The sequence below is a fragment of the Burkholderia sp. CpTa8-5 genome, assembly GCF_017815045.1.
In the GTDB taxonomy this organism is placed as follows: domain Bacteria; phylum Pseudomonadota; class Gammaproteobacteria; order Burkholderiales; family Burkholderiaceae; genus Burkholderia; species Burkholderia sola.
In genome coordinates this window covers 470186-486448 of the sequence record NZ_JAGIQD010000002.1, presented here as the reverse complement: position 1 = coordinate 486448, position 16263 = coordinate 470186, and the positions used below count along the sequence as shown (strand labels likewise).

General features: G+C 67.3%; 14 protein-coding genes. 2 read left to right on the top strand and 12 right to left on the bottom strand.

Translation table 11 applies throughout. From position 1 onward, the window contains the following. Positions 1-33 precede the first annotated feature (33 nt). The 7 genes from J8I35_RS05550 to J8I35_RS05520 all read right to left on the bottom strand — a co-directional run bounded on the left by J8I35_RS05550 (position 34) and on the right by J8I35_RS05520 (position 10282). On the bottom strand, positions 34-1449 hold the full coding sequence (locus J8I35_RS05550; protein WP_209924733.1) for a CheR family methyltransferase: 1416 nt from the start codon (positions 1447-1449) through the stop codon (positions 34-36). Beyond that, positions 1446-1958, bottom strand: a complete 513-nt coding sequence (locus tag J8I35_RS05545) for a chemotaxis protein CheW (protein WP_089489112.1) — start codon at positions 1956-1958, stop codon at positions 1446-1448. Before J8I35_RS05545 ends, J8I35_RS05550 begins: the two co-directional genes overlap by 4 nt. Next, entirely contained in the window at positions 1955-3631 is a 1677-nt protein-coding gene (locus J8I35_RS05540) for a methyl-accepting chemotaxis protein (protein ID WP_050017383.1), read from the bottom strand. The genes J8I35_RS05545 and J8I35_RS05540 overlap by 4 nt, the downstream gene beginning before the upstream one ends. A 124-nt stretch (positions 3632-3755) precedes the next feature. Further along, on the bottom strand, positions 3756-4889 hold the full coding sequence (locus tag J8I35_RS05535; protein WP_089489111.1) for a hybrid sensor histidine kinase/response regulator: 1134 nt from the start codon (positions 4887-4889) through the stop codon (positions 3756-3758). 474 nt (positions 4890-5363) lie between these two features. Next, a complete protein-coding gene (locus tag J8I35_RS05530) occupies positions 5364-6947 on the bottom strand; it encodes a Na+/H+ antiporter (RefSeq protein WP_209924732.1) in 1584 nt (527 codons plus the stop codon). A gap of 232 nt (positions 6948-7179) precedes the next feature. Next, positions 7180-8613, bottom strand: a complete 1434-nt coding sequence (locus tag J8I35_RS05525) for an aldehyde dehydrogenase family protein (RefSeq protein ID WP_124681325.1) — start codon at positions 8611-8613, stop codon at positions 7180-7182. Positions 8614-8641: 28 nt separating this feature from the next. After that, the gene (locus J8I35_RS05520) at positions 8642-10282 is read right to left on the bottom strand and encodes an acetolactate synthase large subunit (RefSeq protein WP_089489109.1); all 1641 of its coding nucleotides are present in this window, start codon (positions 10280-10282) and stop codon (positions 8642-8644) included. A gap of 383 nt (positions 10283-10665) precedes the next feature. Here J8I35_RS05520 and J8I35_RS05515 point away from each other — a divergent pair, with 383 nt between their 5' ends. Both J8I35_RS05515 and J8I35_RS05510 read left to right on the top strand, forming a co-directional pair. Continuing rightward, positions 10666-11004 carry a type II toxin-antitoxin system RelE/ParE family toxin gene (locus J8I35_RS05515; RefSeq protein ID WP_050017388.1) on the top strand — a complete coding sequence of 113 codons (339 nt, stop codon included), beginning with the start codon at positions 10666-10668 and terminating at the stop codon, positions 11002-11004. 3 nt (positions 11005-11007) lie between these two features. Beyond that, positions 11008-11307, top strand: a complete 300-nt coding sequence (locus J8I35_RS05510; protein ID WP_050017389.1) for an addiction module antidote protein — start codon at positions 11008-11010, stop codon at positions 11305-11307. A gap of 53 nt (positions 11308-11360) precedes the next feature. On the opposite strand, the gene J8I35_RS05505 is transcribed toward J8I35_RS05510, so the two are convergent. From J8I35_RS05505 to andAc, 5 genes are all read right to left on the bottom strand, one after another. Next, positions 11361-12647 carry a DUF445 domain-containing protein gene (locus tag J8I35_RS05505; RefSeq protein WP_069618588.1) on the bottom strand — a complete coding sequence of 429 codons (1287 nt, stop codon included), beginning with the start codon at positions 12645-12647 and terminating at the stop codon, positions 11361-11363. A 111-nt stretch (positions 12648-12758) separates the two neighbouring features. Continuing rightward, positions 12759-13979 carry an anthranilate 1,2-dioxygenase system ferredoxin--NAD(+) reductase gene (gene andAa / locus J8I35_RS05500; protein WP_209924731.1) on the bottom strand — a complete coding sequence of 407 codons (1221 nt, stop codon included), beginning with the start codon at positions 13977-13979 and terminating at the stop codon, positions 12759-12761. Further along, positions 13969-14295 carry an anthranilate 1,2-dioxygenase ferredoxin subunit AndAb gene (gene andAb, locus J8I35_RS05495; RefSeq protein WP_124553930.1) on the bottom strand — a complete coding sequence of 109 codons (327 nt, stop codon included), beginning with the start codon at positions 14293-14295 and terminating at the stop codon, positions 13969-13971. The genes andAa and andAb overlap by 11 nt, the downstream gene beginning before the upstream one ends. Positions 14296-14312: 17 nt before the next feature. Next, the gene (andAd, locus tag J8I35_RS05490; protein WP_006479528.1) at positions 14313-14789 is read right to left on the bottom strand and encodes an anthranilate 1,2-dioxygenase small subunit AndAd; all 477 of its coding nucleotides are present in this window, start codon (positions 14787-14789) and stop codon (positions 14313-14315) included. A gap of 14 nt (positions 14790-14803) precedes the next feature. Continuing rightward, the gene (gene andAc / locus J8I35_RS05485; protein ID WP_209924730.1) at positions 14804-16075 is read right to left on the bottom strand and encodes an anthranilate 1,2-dioxygenase large subunit AndAc; all 1272 of its coding nucleotides are present in this window, start codon (positions 16073-16075) and stop codon (positions 14804-14806) included. Positions 16076-16263: the final 188 nt, after the last annotated feature.

Genomic DNA, 16263 nt, shown 5'->3' with positions numbered 1-16263 from the left:
ATCGCGGTGTCGGTCCCATTTCCCGTCGTCGTGTCAGCCGGCCGAACGCCGGGCGCGTTCGAGCAGCCATTGCGCGCCCGCGCGATCGCCGCCGACGTCGAGCAGCGTCGCGAGATGCGTCAGCGCCTCGTGATGCGTGGGGCGCAGGTACAGCGCCTTCCGGTAGAAGTCGCTCGCTTCCGCGGCGCGGCCGCGCGCATCCGCGATCAGTCCGTTCAGGTAGAACGCATCGGCATGCGGGCCGACGCGCGCCGAGAACTGCGCGAGCACGCGCTCGGCCTCGTCGAACGCGCCCGCGTTCGCCAGGGCCTGCGCATCCTCCAGCGTCGGCGCATCGTCGATCGTCGGCGCGATCCCGTCGTAGGCCGGGGCGGCCGCCATGGCGGTCGCCGCCGCCAGAGAGGCCCGCGCGTCGACTGCGGCGGCCTGTAAGGCCGGCGCCGCCGCGAACGGCTGGCGCACGTCGCCGAGCCAGCCCGGCGGCGCGACGGCCACCACCGGGCGCGGCGCGGCGAGCGGTGCGACCGTGAAGCGCTCCGCGCGCCGGTCCGGCGCCGCCGCGGACAGCGGCGCAACCGGCCGGGCCGCGCCTGCATCGGCCGCCGCACCGGCCGGCTCGCGATGAAACGCGAACGCGAGCGGCACGCGCGCCGAGCGCATCCCGTGCCGCATCGCGACGCCCGTCTCCGCCGGCCCGACGAACAGCATGCCGTCGTCGGCAAGACGCGCGTCGAGCGAGCGGATCGCGCGATCCTGCGCATCGCGGTCGAAATAGATCAGCACGTTGCGGCAGAACACGAAGTCGTAGCGAATGCCGTTGTCGGCCACCGGTTCGACGAGGTTCGCGTGACTGAACTGCACGCACGCGCGCACGCGCTCGTCGAGCAGCCAGCCGTCGCGGGTCGGCGTGAAATACCGCGTACGGAACTCCGTCGCCGTCCCGCGGAACGCATTGCGCCCGTAACAGCCGAGCCGCGCCTGTTCGATCGCGCGTGCGCTGAGGTCGATCGCGTCGATCGCGAAGTTCGCCGGCTCGAGCCCCGCATCCAGCAACGCCATCGCCGCCGAATACGGCTCCTCGCCCGTCGAGCACGGCGCGCTCAGCACGCGGATCACGCGGCCGGGCATCGCGGCGACCCGTTCGGCGGCCTGCCGCGCGAGCGTCGCGAACGCTTCGCGGTCGCGGAAGAACCACGTTTCCGGGACGACGAACAGCTCGATCAGCGCGCGCCGTTCGTCGGCCGACGCGTTGAGCTGCTGCCAGTACGCGTCGAGCGCTTCCGGCGTGACGGGCGGGCGCGCGGCCGACGGCACGCGCTCGCCGTCCGCCTGCAACGCATGCACGCGATCCGTCAGCGCCCGCATCAGGAAATCGTTGCCGAGCGAATCGGCGTCGATGCCGGTCTCGCGCAGCAACCAGCCGCGAAAGCGCGATTCGGACGCGTTCATGCGAATTCCTCTCCGTGGCCCGACGGGCCGTCGAACAGATACAGGCGCGCCACGTCGTCGATCAGGTCGGACACCGACAGCTGCTGCACGACGCCGTCGGGCGTGTTCGCGACCCGCCCGAGCCAGCGCGTGCGCGCGGTCGAGACGCCGCTGGCGCGGAATGCCGCGCGGTCGATCCGCATCGTCTGCGTCGCACGCTCGACGATCAGGCCGATCGTGCGCTCGCCATCGGCGTGACCGGAGCGATGACGGACCATCACGAGCCGCGTCGAGCGCAGCGCCTGCGCGCGCCGCCCGAGCGCCAGCATCGGCACGTCGATCACCGGCACCGGCTGGCCGCCGCGCATCAGCAGCCCGGCGATCCAGTCGGGCGCACCGGGCACCGCCTTCATGATGGCGAGCGGCAGCACCTCGTCGATGCCGGCCGCGTCGAGCGCATAACGCTCGCCGTCGAGCTCGAACATCAGGAACAGCGCGTGCGCGCCGTTCTGCGGATCGGCGCGCGTCACGCGTCGACCTTGAAGCGCGACACGCTGGTGCGCAACTGGTTCGCGACGAGCGTCAGGTCGTCGATCGCCTGCGACGACTGGCGCAGCGACTCGGCCGTCTGCTGCGCGGCTTCCGACAGTTGCGACAGCGCCTGCGTGATCTGCTCGGCGCCGTTCGCCTGCGTCTGCATCCCTTCGTTGACCATCTGGAAGCGCGGCGCGAGCGTCTGCACCTCGGCGATGATCTGCGACAGCTGGCCGCCCACCTGCTGCACGTCGAGCATCCCGCGGCGCACTTCCTCGGAGAACTTGTCCATCCCCATCACACCCGCCGACACGGCCGACTGGATTTCCTTCACCGTCTGCTCGATGTCGTAGGTCGCCACCGCCGTCTGGTCCGCCAGGCGGCGGATCTCGGTCGCGACGACCGCGAAGCCGCGGCCGTACTCGCCGGCCTTCTCGGCCTCGATCGCCGCGTTCAGCGACAGCAGGTTGGTCTGGTCGGCCACCTTGGTGATGGTCGCGACCACCTGGTTGATGTTCAGCGCCTTCTCGTTGAGGATCGCGAGCTTCGCGTTCACCGAGCCGGCCGCGTCCATCACGCTGCGCATCGTCTCGCCCATCCGCGTGAGCCCGCTCTGGCTCACGCCCGCGAGCGTCGCCGACTGCTCGGCCACGCCGGCCACCTCGTTCATCGTGCGCAGCAGGTCGCGCGACGTCGCGAAGATCTCGCGCGAGGTCGCGCCGATCTCGGTCGTCGTCGCCGCGGTCTCGTTCGCGGTCGCCTGCTGCTCGCGCGACGTCGCGGCAATCTCGGCCACCGACGTCGTCACCTGCAGCGACGACTGCTGCGCGCGCGACACCAGCTCGGTCAGCTCGTCGGCCATCCGGTTGAAGCCGGTCTCGAGCGTGCCGAATTCGTCGCGGCGGCGCAGATCGAGGCGATGGGTCAGGTTGCCGGTGCGCATCACGTCGTGCACCTCGACGAGCCGCGCCATCGGCACCGTCACCGAGCGGTACAGCATGTAGCCGAGCCCGAGCGCGGACAGCAGCATGAACGCCAGCGCGGTCGCGAGCACGATCTCGGTGTCCTGCACGGATTCGCGGATCAGCTTCGCGGACTGCTCCGCGAACTTGCGGTTCTCCTGCACCAGCACGTTCGCGTTGCGCACGACCTCGGTCCATGCAGGCAACGCTTTCGCGTACGCGGCGACCGCCTCGGCGTGCGATGCGCGGCTGTTCTGCACTGCTTCGTTCAGCAACGGCACGTAGTGATCGTAGGCGCCGCGGAACGCCATGAAGCGCTGCCGGTCGTCGTCGCGGAACGTCGTGTTCTGGTAGTCCACCGACATCGACTCGATTTCCTTCAGCGCGTCGGCGATCTTCGCGAGATCGCGCTGCGCGGCGTCGGGCTCGGTGTCGACGAAGATGCCGCGCTGCAGCAGCGTGAACGACTCGTTGACCGCGCCGCGCAGCGACGATGCAAGGTAGACGCCGGGCAGCGAGTCGCGCTCGATGCTGACGGCTTCGGCGTTGATCGCGCGCAGTCGCTCGTACGACACGCCGGCGGTCACCAGCATCAGCACGAACAGCACGCCGAAGCTGAGCAGGATGCGATTGCCGAGCGTCAGCCGGGCGGCGCCGATCGTCGGATGCAGGCTTTCATTGGTCGCGCGGGGCGTCAAGGTGGCCATGTTCGTTATGGGCTTTCTAAATTCAGCGTTGAAAAATCCGCGCCCGCCTGGCGCGCCGGTCGGCGCGCCACGAGCGCATCGGGGTCCCGCGGGCGGCGCGGCGCCGGCAGGCCGCGCCGCGACATCATCGCTCCGCTTGCGCCGGCAGCCGAAGCGCGACCATGAAGCCGCGCGCCGTATTGCGCATCAGGATCTGGCCGCGATGCCGCGCCGCCGTCGCGCGGACGAATGCGAGACCGAGGCCGAAACCGCTGCGCGCCGCGCCGTGCGCGGATTCGAGCTGCACGAACGACTCGGTCGCGGCCGTGCGCTGCTCCGGCGCGATGCCGGCGCCGGCATCCTCGACGCCGATCAGCCAGACGCCGTCCTCGCCGCTCAGCGTGCAATGTACGTCCATCCCGGCCGGCCCATACTTCAGCCCGTTGTCGATCAGGTTCGCGACCGCGCGCGTCAGCATCATGCGGTCGCCCATCGTCACGCATTCGGTATCGGGCACGCACGCGCTCACCCGGCAGCCGAGCCCGGCCGCCTTCTCCCACAGCTGGTCGACGGCGTCGAGCACGATCTCGTTGAGACTCACGACCTCGTGCGCGCGGCGCTCGGACTGCGCGCGGGTCAGGTGGATGAAGCCGTCGGCGAGCGCGAGCGCGCGCCGTGCATGGCCGGCGATGCGCTCCATGATCGCCGGCATGTCGCCGTGCTCGGCCCGGTAGACGTCGAGCAGCGCAAGGATCGACGTCTGCGGCGAACGCATGTCGTGCGACAGGAAATCGAGCGCCTCGTCGCGCTGCCGCGACATCAGGTACGAATTCGAGTGATAGCGGATGCGCGCGGTCAGCTCCATCGCGTCGGGGAGCTTCACCAGATAGTCGTTCGCGCCGGCGATGAACGCCTCGCGCTTGACGATCGGCTCCTCCTTCGCGGACAGCACGATGATCGGCACGCGCGCGGTGCGGGGGTCCGCGCGCCACGCGCGCACGAGATCGAGGCCGTCGATCTCCGGCATCACGAGATCCTGCAGGATGACCGTCGGTTTCACGTCGCGCGCGACCGCCATCGCCCGGTGCGCGTCGGTGCACACGTGCAGATCGATGTCGTGCTCGCTGCGCAGCGCGCGGCGGATCACCTCGCCGACGAACGGCTGGTCGTCGACCAGGAGGACCGATAAGCCCGATTCGAGGCAATCCGAGGCATTATCACTGCTCGATTCTTTCATAAATACAGTTTCAAACGCCGAATCTCCAATCGATTCTTTCACAGGAGTTGTTTATCCGACTTGGACGCTATCTTATATTGGCAGTTGGAAAAACCCGCCTGATTCCGCCGATTTGGCCTGTCGGCACTTCCTTGCGGGGCCTTGGACGCCGCCTGTTTCCCCGTCGACGGCCCGCATTACCTCCGCATTCTTTCTCTCAATAAACATAACCGGCTGATTCTAAATGAAATTAGAACACAGCATCTATCTCCTTCCGGTTTAGTTTTGCCAAATATGCAGAAAGAGACGGAATCAGATAAATCAGATCATTTCCGGATTCGAAAGACGATAACGTTTGCGAGACCGGCGCCATGAGGTTTGCATGCGCTGCAAGGCTGGTGGCGGGCCGTATCAGGGTGTGTATTGGGGCCGGATTAAAAGAGTCGCAAACGGCAGGCGGAAGAAGAAAAAATCGCGCGACGCGCGCGCTCGACCCCGCCGTTTGAGGGCCGACAGGACGCCGGCCCGTGCGCCCGCCTACCCGCGCGCGTGCTGCGCGGACACTTCCTGCAGGTCGAGGTCGCGTTCGAGCGTGTGCAGCATCTCGTCGTGGATGCGCCCCGACCGATGCAGGCGCAACAGTTCGGCGCGCCCGGCCCGGATCGCGGCCAGCACCACGTCGTAGTGCGCGGTGCGCACTTCCGCCGGATACGCGGGCTCGTTCTTCGACCGTTCGGTCAGCTCGGCGCGATACGTGTACTGCTCGAGCAGACGCGGATGGATCACGACGCCGTGCGCGTCGCGCACGAGCGGCTGGATCGCCGCGAGCTGCGCGGCCTCGACGTACGCCCACGTCTGCGGCTCGGTCAGGTGGTGCGCGGCGCGCTCGTCGCGCGGCGGCAGGCGCAGCAGCCGGATCAGCGGCCCGATCGTCGTGCCCTGCAGCAGCACGGTCACGAGGATCACCGCGAACGATGCGACCAGGATCACGTCGCGGCCGGGTAGCGCCTCGGGCAGCGACAGCGCGATCGCCAGCGTCACCACGCCGCGCATCCCGGCCCAGCTCATGATCGTCGCGGCCTTCCAGTCGGGCGCGTCGCCGCGCCGCACGAGGCCACGCACCGGCCACTTCAGCGCCTCGACCGCGTAGATCCACACGAAGCGCGACAGGATCACCGCCGCCAGCACCGCGAGCACGGGCGGCACCATCGTCGCGAGCACCTGCTCGAAGCCGCCGAGCCGGTGGATCGCGCCGCGCAGCGACAGCCCGATCAGCACGAACACCATCGCCTCGAGCAGGAACACGATGACCTGCCAGAACGCGGTGCCGCGCGTACGCACGGCCGCCGAGAACACCTCGTGCTGATGCCAGCCGACGATCATGCCGGCCGTGACGGTCGAGATCACGCCCGACACCTCGACCATTTCGCCCGCGATGTACGCGATCCAGCCGGCGATCACCGCGACAGTGATCACGAGATAGTCGTCGTCGAGCAGCTTCAGGAACCAAACCACAAGCTTGCCGACCACGAAGCCGACCACCACGCCGCCGAGCCCGAGTTCCGCGAAACGCACGACCGCATGCTCGAGGCTGAACGCGCCGGTGAGCGCGGCCGCGACCGCGAAGCGGAACAGCACGAGGCCGGCCGCGTCGTTCAGCAGGCTCTCGCCTTCGAGCAGGACCATCAGCCGGCGCGGCAGCGCGACCCGTTCGAGCACGGCCTTCGCGGCGACCGCATCGGGCGGCGACACGATCGCGCCGAGCGCGAAGCACGCGGCCCACGGCAGCGCCGGCACCACCCAGTGCACGGCGAAGCCGACCGCGAACGTCGTGAACACGACCGCGCCGATCGCCAGCATCAGGATGCCGCCGACGTTGCGCTTGAACTCTTCCCACACGGAGAAGTACGCGCCGTCCATCAGCAGCGGCGGCAGGAACACCAGCAACACCAGCTCGGGATCGAGGTTGATCGGCGGCAGGCCGGGGATGAACGCGATGCCGATGCCGCCGATCAGCAGCGCGGCGGCGGGCGGCAGCCTCAACCGCTTGGCGATGCATTCGAGCGCGACGATCGCGAGGAATGACAATAGAACCAGCTTGAATGCCGAGACGGGGGACATGAATCGACCTCGTGAAGAATGAATTTGCGCGTTCCGGCGTCGTACCCCGGTCGGCAGTTTCGCGCGATTACATCACGAGGGAAGGCCCGTAGTCGAGCCTGTTGCGAGCGGCCGCCGCGCGGGACACGCGCGGCGCCGTGCCGCTGCGCGCGCCGCCATGAAAACGGCACGCGGGCGGCCCGATCGCCCGCCCGCCCGCGTGCCGCCGCGGCGCCGCGCTGCCTGCCGCGCGTTACCGGCGCCGCACGACCATCAGCCGCGGCTCGGTCATGTCCTCGATCGCATAGCGAATGCCTTCGCGGCCGAGACCGGAATCCTTCACGCCGCCGTACGGCATGTTGTCGACGCGGAACGACGGCACGTCGTTGATCACGACACCGCCGACCTCCAGCTCGTCCCATGCGCGGTGCGCATGCGTGAGCGAATCGGTGAACACGCCGGCCTGCAGCCCGAAGTCGCTGTCGTTCACGCGCGCGAGCGCGTCGTCGAAGCGGTCGAACTTCTCGAGGATCGCGACCGGGCCGAACGCCTCCTTCCGGTACAGGTCCTGCTCGCGCCCGACGTTTTCCAGCAGCGTCGCCTCGAACATCGCGCCGTCGACCTTGCCGCCCGCGACGATCTTCGCGCCCGCCGCGACGGCCGCGTCCATCCAGCCCGACAGCCGGTGCGATTCGGATTCGGAGATCATCGGGCCGACGAACGTCGACGGATCCTTCGGATCGCCCATCTTCAGCGAACGCGTCTTCGCGATCAGCTTCTCGCGCAGCGCGTCGTACAGGTCGGCATGCACGAGAATCCGCTGCACGCCGATGCAGCTCTGGCCCGACTGGTAGTACGCGCCGAACGCGAGCCGCTCGACCACGTAGTCGAGCCGGTCGCGCTGGTCCGCATCGACGATCGCCGCCGCGTTGCCGCCCAGTTCCAGCACGACTTTCTTCTTGCCGGCCTTCTCCTTCAGCGCCCAGCCGACGGCCGGCGAACCGGTGAACGACAGCAGCTTGAAGCGCTCGTCGGTCGTAAACAGGTCGGCGCCGTCGCGATGCGCGGGCAGCACCGAGAACGCGCCCTTCGGCAGGTCGGTTTCCGCGAGCACCTCGCCGATGATCAGCGCGCCGATCGGCGTGCGGCTCGCGGGCTTCAGCACGAACGGGCAGCCGGCCGCGAGCGCGGGCGCGACCTTGTGCGCGGCGAGGTTCAGCGGGAAGTTGAACGGCGAGATGAACGAGCACGGGCCGACCGGCACGCGCTTCGTGTAGCCCGTATAGCCCTGCGCACGCGCGGAGATCTCGAGGTTGACGATCTCGCCGTCGATGCGCACCGATTCCTCGGACGCGACGCGAAACGTATCGATCAGCCGCGTGACTTCGCCCTTCGAATCGTTGATCGGCTTGCCGGCCTCGATGCACAGCGCCTCGGCCAGCTCGTCGAAACGTTCGCGAAAGCGCGCGACGCAATGATCGAGCACGGCCTGCCGCTTGTAGGCCGGCATCTCGCGCATCGGCTTCGTCGCGTCGACGGCCGCGGCGATCGCAGCATCGATCGCCTTCGCGTCGGCCAGCGCGACGCGCGTGGCGACCTTGCCGCTGAACTTGTCGGTCACCTCCAGATCGGTGTTCGCGTAGACGGCTTCGTTGGCGAGGTAGTACGGATAGGTTTCCTTCAACATGGAACGACTCCTTCCTGTGAACGGGAATTCAAAGTTGCGCCGACAGACGCTTGATCTCGCGGTTCAACACGCGCTCGTTGTCCGAATAGTCGATCGGCACGTCGATCACGTGCACGCCCGGCGACGAGAAGCACTCGCGCAGCAGCGGCTCGAGATCGTCGGCCGACTCGACGCGGTGCCCGTGCGCGCCGTAGCTTTGCGCGTACGACACGAAATCGGGGTTTTGCAGCGTCATCGCGAAATCGGGGAAATTCATGTTCTCCTGCTTCCAGCGGATCATCCCGAACGCGTCGTCGCGCAGGATCATCACGACGATGTCGAGCTTCAGCCGCACGGCCGTTTCGAGCTCCTGCGAATTCATCATGAAGCCGCCGTCGCCGCACACGGCGATCACCTTGCGCTGCGGATGCACGATCTTCGTCGCGATCGCCGACGGCAGGCCGGCGCCCATCGACGCGAGCGCGTTGTCGAGCAGCAGCGAGTTAGGCTCGTGCGCACGCCAGTAGCGCGCGAACCAGATCTTGTACATCCCGTTGTCGAGGCAGACGATGCCGTCCACCGGCAACGCGTTGTACAGGTCGTTGACGATCCGCACCGGATACATCGGAAAGCGCGGGTCGTGCTGCCCTTTCTGCAGATGCGCGTCGAAATGCGCCTTGATCATCCTGAAGCGCTCGAAATCCCAGTGCGATTGCGGCGTCACCGCTTCCTTCATCTGCCACACCGCGTTCGCGATGTCGCCGACCACCTCGATCTGCGGAAAATAGACGGGATCGACCTGCGCGCCGAGGAAGTTCACGTGGATCACGGTCTTGTCGTCGGTGCGCATGAAGAACGGCGGCTTCTCGATCACGTCGTGGCCGACGTTGATGATGCAATCCGCGTGCTCGATCGCGCGGTGCACGAAGTCGCCGTCGGACAGCGTCGCGTTGCCGAGCCACAGCGGGTGCGTCTCGTCGATCACGCCCTTGCCCATCTGCGTCGTGAAGAACGGGATGCCCGTCCTGTCGACGAATTCGAGCAGCATCTTGCAGGTGGTCTTGCGGTTGCCGCCCGCGCCGATCATCAACAGCGGATGACGCGCGGCCTGGATCGCGTCGACCGCATGCGCGACCGCCTTCTCCTCAGCCACCGGCCGCCGGCTGTAGCTGCGCGGGATCGGCTTGCCGTCGCCCTCCTCGTGCGCGATGTCTTCCGGCAGTTCGAGGTGCGCGGCGCCCGGGCGCTCTTCCTCTGCGCGGCGGAACGCCTCGCGCACGGCCGACGGGATGTTGCCGATCGACACGATCTGCCGCGTGAACTTCGTGAGCGGCTGCATCATGTCGACCACGTCGACGATCTGGAAGTGGCCCTGCTTGCTGGACTTGATCGGCTTCTGCCCGGTGATCATCAGCATCGGCATCCCGCCGAGCTGCGCATACGCGGCGGCCGTCACGAAGTTCGTCGCGCCCGGGCCGAGTGTGGCAAGACACACGCCGGTGCGGCCCGTGAGGCGGCCGTAGGTGGCGGCCATGAACCCGGCCGCCTGCTCGTGCCGGGTCAGCACGAGCTTGATCTTCGATCGCCGCAGCGATTCGAGCAGATCGAGGTTTTCCTCGCCGGGAATGCCGAACACGTACTCGACGCCTTCGGCTTCCAGCGCCTTCACGAACAGATCCGATGCTTTCATGGGACTCTCGGTTATGCCGCCTGCCCGGCCTACGGACACGCGGCGTTCAGGACGCGCGCCGGCCTACGGCACGCGGACGCCTTACCTACTGGACACAGACCACGGCACTGCTCGCCGCGCAACACACGATGCTCGATGGTCGATGCGTGACGCGCGGCGGCGCCTCCGGATGCCGGAGGACGAACGGACTCGCCCGCACGCGGCGGGCGCGCACGGGCGGCAAAGACGCTTTTGATTGTAGACGGATTCGCGGAATTCCGGCTTCGGCCGGATGGCCGGCTGCGGCCTCGCGACGGGATCGGCCTGACGGCCAATTCGACCTCAAACGACGCGCGCGGCGCTACGGTAGGCGCAACCGATTCCATTCATCGAACATGTGAACCATGGTTGACATCCTGCAATCCGTGCCCTACAGTGCGCCTACGTACAGCATCCGGACCACCGACGTCTTCGACGCCTGGTTTGCCGGACTGCCCGATCGCCTTGCCCGGCGCCGCATCCAGGCGCGCATCGACCGCCTGTCGATGGGCAATCCGGGCGACTGGAAATCCGCGGGCTCCCCCGTCGTCGAAATGCGTATCGACCACGGCCCCGGCTATCGCATCTATTACGCGAGGCGCGGAACGATATGGGTGATCCTGCTCTGCGGCGGCGATAAATCGACGCAACGGGCCGACATACGCGCCGCGCACGCAATGCTCGCGCACCTCGACATGGAGTGAACGATGGACAAGATCAACACGCGGCCGTGGGATTCGGCCGAACACCTGAAAACCGAAGACGACATGGCCGAGTACTTCGACGCATGCCTGCAGGAGGGCGGCGACGATCCGGCCTTCATCGCGCATGCGCTCGGCGTGATCGCCCGCGCACGCGGCATGTCGCAAGTCGCGCGCGATGCGGGCCTGTCGCGCGAAGGGCTGTACAAGGCGCTGTCGCACGACGGCAATCCGAGCTTCGGCACGATCCTGAAAGTCATCAAGGCGCTCGGCCTGCAATTGCACGGCGCGAAGGCGGCCGCGTAACCCGGCCACGCACCGCAGCGCATCGCGGCGCGGGCGCAACGCGCGTGCCCGCGTCAGTGCAGCCACCCGGCCGCCCAGCGCGGCGCGAGCGACACCAGGTACAACCCGAGCCCGATCAGCCCGCCGACCAGCGTGCCGTTGATGCGGATGTATTGCAGATCCTTGCCGATGTTCAGCTCGATCTGTCGTGACATCTCGCGCGCATCCCAGTTGCGCACCGTGTCGCGAATGTGACGCATCAGGAAATCGGCGAAATCGGGCGCCATCTCGTGCACGGCCTTCTCGACGTGCTCGTTCAGCGACGCGCGCAGCGCCGGGCTCTCGGCGAGCCGTGCGCCGAGCCAGCCGCCGAGCGTCGCGGCCTGCCGGTGCAGCGCCGAATCGGGGCGCGCGAGATCGGCCTTCAGCCACGCGCGCAACTGGTCCCACAAATCGCGCACGTAGTCGTTGAACGCATCGCCGTCGCGAATATAGCGCTTGATCTCCTCACCCTTCTCGATGAACGCGGGGTCGTGCTTCAGCCGCTCGGTCAGCCGCACGACCGTCCGGTCGAAGCGTTGCCGCAGCTCGTGCTCGGGGTCGGCCGCGACGCCCTCGAGCACGCGGCTCACCGCGCTCGCGAGCATCCGCGCGCCGTTTTCGCCGAACCACTGCGTCGGCATGATCTTCTCGACCTTCGGATATTGCGTCTTCAGCCATTCGACGATGAAACCCGCGATCACCTCGCGGTTTTCTTCCTTGTCGAGCACGTCGACCACCTGTTCGATCGCGTCGTCGAGCAGCGCCTGGTGGCGGCCGTCCTTCGTCAGCGTGTCGAGGATCGCGCCGGCCGATTGCGACAGGTCGACCCGGTCGATCACCGCGCGGAACGCATCGTGGACGAACGACTGGATCCGCGCGTCGTCGGTCATGTCGAGCGCGAAGCTCATCAGCTTCGTCACGTAGCCGCCGAGCGCGTCGGTGTTCGCCGGCTCGCCGAGCCATGCACCGAGCTTCTGCGCGGGATCGTGCTGGCGGATCTGCGCGGCGAGCGCGTCGGGGCCGAGGAATTTCTCGCGCACGAACACCGCGAGGTTGTCGGCGATCTTGTCCTTGTTCTTCGGGATGATCTCGGTATGGCGCGACACGAACGGGATCGGCACGCGGCGGAACAGCGCGACGACCGCGAACCAGTCGGCGAGCGCGCCGACCATCGCGGCTTCGGCGACCGCCTTGAAGCCGTCGACCCACGGGCCGCGCGGCAGCAGGATGGTCGTGACGAACACCGCGACGGCGGCCAGCAGCAGCCATAGCGCGCGGCGCTTGCTGCGTTTCAGTTCGAGGGCTTTGTCTGGCGTCATGGAGGACGGGCGGATCGGCGATGCCGTTAATATCCCCGATTTCGACGCCACCGACAAACCCGTAGCCGGCGCGGGCGTGCACGATGCATGCGTGCCGCCCGCGCCGCGCGGCTACATGAACGTCTTCAGATTGACCGCCGGGTCGGCCAGCTTCACCGGATCGGGCACCGCGCCTGCGGCGATCAGCCGTCGCGACGCGCCGATGTCGCGCCCGAGGTTCGCCGCGGCCGCCGCGACGATCTTCCCGTCGTCGCCGAGCCCGAACACCGTGAACGGCCCGCTCGCCGGATCGCCGCGCACGACGATCGTGCGTTCGTTGCCGAACAGCCCGAGCATCTGCAGGTTGCAGTCGTACTGATCGGACCACAGCCACGGCAGCTCGGCATAGCGCTCGTCGGCGCCGAGCAGGTTCGCGGCCGCGACGGCCGGCTGGTTTTCGGCCACCTGCCACGATTCGATCCGCACATGCCGCCCGAGCAGCGGATTGAAGTGCATCGTCACCTCGCCCGCCGCAAAGATCGCGGGATCGGCCGTGCGGCAGCCCGCGTCGACGCGAATCCCGTTATCGACGTCGAGCCCGGCCGCCTGCGCGAGCTCGACGTTGGGCACCACGCCGATGCCGACCACGACGATGTCGGCCGGCACGTCGCCGCGATCGGTCTCGACGATCGCGCCACCGCCCGGCGCGCGACGAATTGCACGCGGCAGCGTCGCCATCTGAAAGTTCACGCCACGCGCGTCATGCAACCGACGCGCATAAGCACCGACCACTTCCGGCAACGCGCGCTGCAGCAAGCGCGCGGCCGGGTCGATCACCGTCACGTCGCAGCCGAGCTGACGCGCCGCCGCCGCGACTTCGAGGCCGATGAAGCCGCCGCCGAGCACCGCCATGCGACGCCCGGGCGCCAGTTGCGCACGCAACGCACGCGCATCGTCGACCGTGCGGACGTAGTGCACGGCGACACCTTCGTCGATCGCCCCGCCGAACGTGCGCACGCGCGAACCCGTCGCGAGCACGAGCTTGCCGTACGGTAACGACGCACCGTCGTCGAGCCGCACGCGCCGTGCATCGCGCTCGATCGCATCGACGCGCGTGCCGAGCCGCAACTCGATGCGCTGCGCGTCGTACCACGCGGCATCGCGGATGAACGCGCGCTGTTCGCCGCCGTCCGTCAGCAGCGCATCCTTCGACAACGCCGGCCGGTCGTACGGCAGCTCGCGCTCCGCGCCGATCATCACGATACGCGCCGCCGCATCGCGTTCGCGCAGCGCTTCGGCCGTACGCCGCGCCGCGTGGCCGGCGCCGACGATCACGAACGGGTCAGCCGACATTGACTTCCACCTGCCCGTCGACGATCCGGATCGGATAGGTCCGCACCGGTTCGGTGATCGGCGCGCATTTCGGCGCGCCGGTGCGAATGTCGATCAGCCCCTGGTGCAGCGGGCATTCGACGCAGCCGTCCTCCACGTAGCCCTCGGACAAGCGCGCGTGACCATGCGAACACAGGTCGTGCATCGCGAACAGTTCGTCGCCGATCCGGAACACGGCGATCGGCTTCTGGCCGGCGACGCGCGCCGCCGGTTCGTCTTCGGAGAATTCGTCGAAAGCGCCGAGCGGATGCCACTCGGCCAGCGTTGCTTCAATCATGTCGATTCCTTGCTTCGTCAGATCGGCGTCGCGAGCAGCGTCTGCACGCGCGACGTGTCGTAGATCACGCGCTTGGTCTTGTAGCGCAGCCCGTCCGGCGTACGCACGACCGTGTCGTAGTACTTGCCGGCCTGGTACACGTTCGATTCGCCGTTGCTGCGCGTCTGCACGACCACGTAGTTGCTCTCGGTATCGAACTCGCCGTCGCGTTCGGCGACGATCGTCAGGCCCGACGTCATGTGCCGGTACGTGTGCTCTTCATAGATGTTCGCGTGCCGCAGCGACACCACGCGGTCGCGCAGCATCCGCTGGTTCGTGCAATGGACGATCCCGACCGGCAGCCCGAGATCGGCGTTCTCCTTCGGCACGATTTCGTACGTACAGTCCTCGGTGAACATCTCCGGCCAGTGTTCGAGCCGATCGTTGTCGAGGTGCCCGATATAGCGGTTCTGGAGCATATAAATCTCGAACCACGTCTTCATGTCTTCCGTCATTTTTTGCTCCCGCGTCAATAGCCCATCAGCTTCTGGTAGCCGACCCAGAACTTGCGGATCAGGCTCTCGGTGATCACCGTGTCCTGCTGGTCCGGATTGCCGCGCGACATCTCGATCACCGACGTCGCATCGGCGTCGCGCACCGTGCCGCGCTGCACGAGCTCGGTCGCTTCGGTGTCCTCCATCGAGATGTAGCCGGCCGGCCCGACGAGATTCGCCTGCTTGATGCGCAGCGCGCGCAGCTCGGGCGTGTCGTCCGCATAACCGAAGAAATGGAAGATCAGCTCGAAGTTGTCCGGCCCCTTCGGCAAAATCTGCCGCGCGACCAGCGTGTTGTGGATCTGCTGGATCACGAGCTGCGGGAAGATCGGCTGGATATGGTTCGTGCAGTCCTCGTCGTATTCCGACACGAGATCGAGGATCGATTCGTCCTCCAGATGAAAGCCCTCGTCGAACGAACGGATGTTCTGCTGCTTGTACGCGGCCGACGTATCGTCGCCCGTCTTCGTCACCGTGATGATGCTGTGCAGCCCGTGGGTCGCATCCGGAATCGAGCGCGCCTTCATCCCGACGCGGAAGATGTTGAAGGTCGTATGGAACAGATGCAGCATGCTCGCGTGATACGGGTCCTTCACGTTCTCCATGTACAGCTTCCAGTTCGATTTCGAATACTGGCGCGTGCAGCCGAGATACTCGATCGGCTTGTGGAAGATCCGGTCGATCCACGGGCGCATCTGCTCGCCGAGATACTCGGGCAGCGGCGCGACTTCATCGCTGAAAGTCGCGAACACGAGCCCGCGATAGCTGTCGACGCGCAGCTTGCGCAGCCCGTGCTGCTTCGGATCGAAATCGGCCGGCATCCCGGTCATTCCCTTCTGGCCGCGCCGGAACGGCACGCCGAGCAGGTTGCCCTGGTTGTCGAAGCTCCACTGGTGATACACGCACGTGTGCGAGCTCGCGTTGCCGCGCGACTTGCGGCACACCTGCGCGCCGCGGTGCGCGCAGCGGTTCACCCACGCGGACAGCGCGCCGTCCTCGGTGCGCGTGACGACCACCGGCGTGTCGCCGACGAACGTGCTCTTGAAGTCGCCGGCGTTCGGGATTTCGGCTTCGAGCGCGACGAAATTCCACGTCGGCCCGCGGAAGATGCGTTCCTGCTCGCGATCGTAGACGGCCCGCGAGCTGAACACCTTGTACGGCACGCGCGAGCCGTCGTCGTGCGGGAAGCTCACGTCGGATGCGTCGCCGCGTGAGGCGAAAACGACGGGCGATTCTGTCTGCTCCATGTCGGACTCCTTGTCGATCCGTTGCGTTGAATGCATGGAGCCGATTTTTGAAAAGCTAATATTCGGCGTCTATCCGGAAAGTGCGATTGCGGCGGCGCAATATCCACTTTCGGCGGATTTCTGCGCTAGCATGACGGCACACGCGACCCGGCGCACGATCGCGACCCATTCGTCGGATCGAAGCGCGC

Coding starts and splice junctions, on each gene's coding strand:
- J8I35_RS05550 (WP_209924733.1), bottom strand. CDS start 1,449: ATGAACGCGTCCGAATCGCGCTTTCGCGGCTGGTTGCTGCGCGAGACC.
- J8I35_RS05505 (WP_069618588.1), bottom strand. CDS start 12,647: ATGACGCCAGACAAAGCCCTCGAACTGAAACGCAGCAAGCGCCGCGCG.
- J8I35_RS05540 (WP_050017383.1), bottom strand. CDS start 3,631: ATGGCCACCTTGACGCCCCGCGCGACCAATGAAAGCCTGCATCCGACG.
- andAc (WP_209924730.1), bottom strand. CDS start 16,075: ATGGAGCAGACAGAATCGCCCGTCGTTTTCGCCTCACGCGGCGACGCA.
- J8I35_RS05515 (WP_050017388.1), top strand. CDS start 10,666: ATGGTTGACATCCTGCAATCCGTGCCCTACAGTGCGCCTACGTACAGC.
- J8I35_RS05525 (WP_124681325.1), bottom strand. CDS start 8,613: ATGTTGAAGGAAACCTATCCGTACTACCTCGCCAACGAAGCCGTCTAC.
- andAd (WP_006479528.1), bottom strand. CDS start 14,789: ATGACGGAAGACATGAAGACGTGGTTCGAGATTTATATGCTCCAGAAC.
- J8I35_RS05520 (WP_089489109.1), bottom strand. CDS start 10,282: ATGAAAGCATCGGATCTGTTCGTGAAGGCGCTGGAAGCCGAAGGCGTC.
- J8I35_RS05510 (WP_050017389.1), top strand. CDS start 11,008: ATGGACAAGATCAACACGCGGCCGTGGGATTCGGCCGAACACCTGAAA.
- andAa (WP_209924731.1), bottom strand. CDS start 13,979: ATGTCGGCTGACCCGTTCGTGATCGTCGGCGCCGGCCACGCGGCGCGG.
- J8I35_RS05530 (WP_209924732.1), bottom strand. CDS start 6,947: ATGTCCCCCGTCTCGGCATTCAAGCTGGTTCTATTGTCATTCCTCGCG.
- andAb (WP_124553930.1), bottom strand. CDS start 14,295: ATGATTGAAGCAACGCTGGCCGAGTGGCATCCGCTCGGCGCTTTCGAC.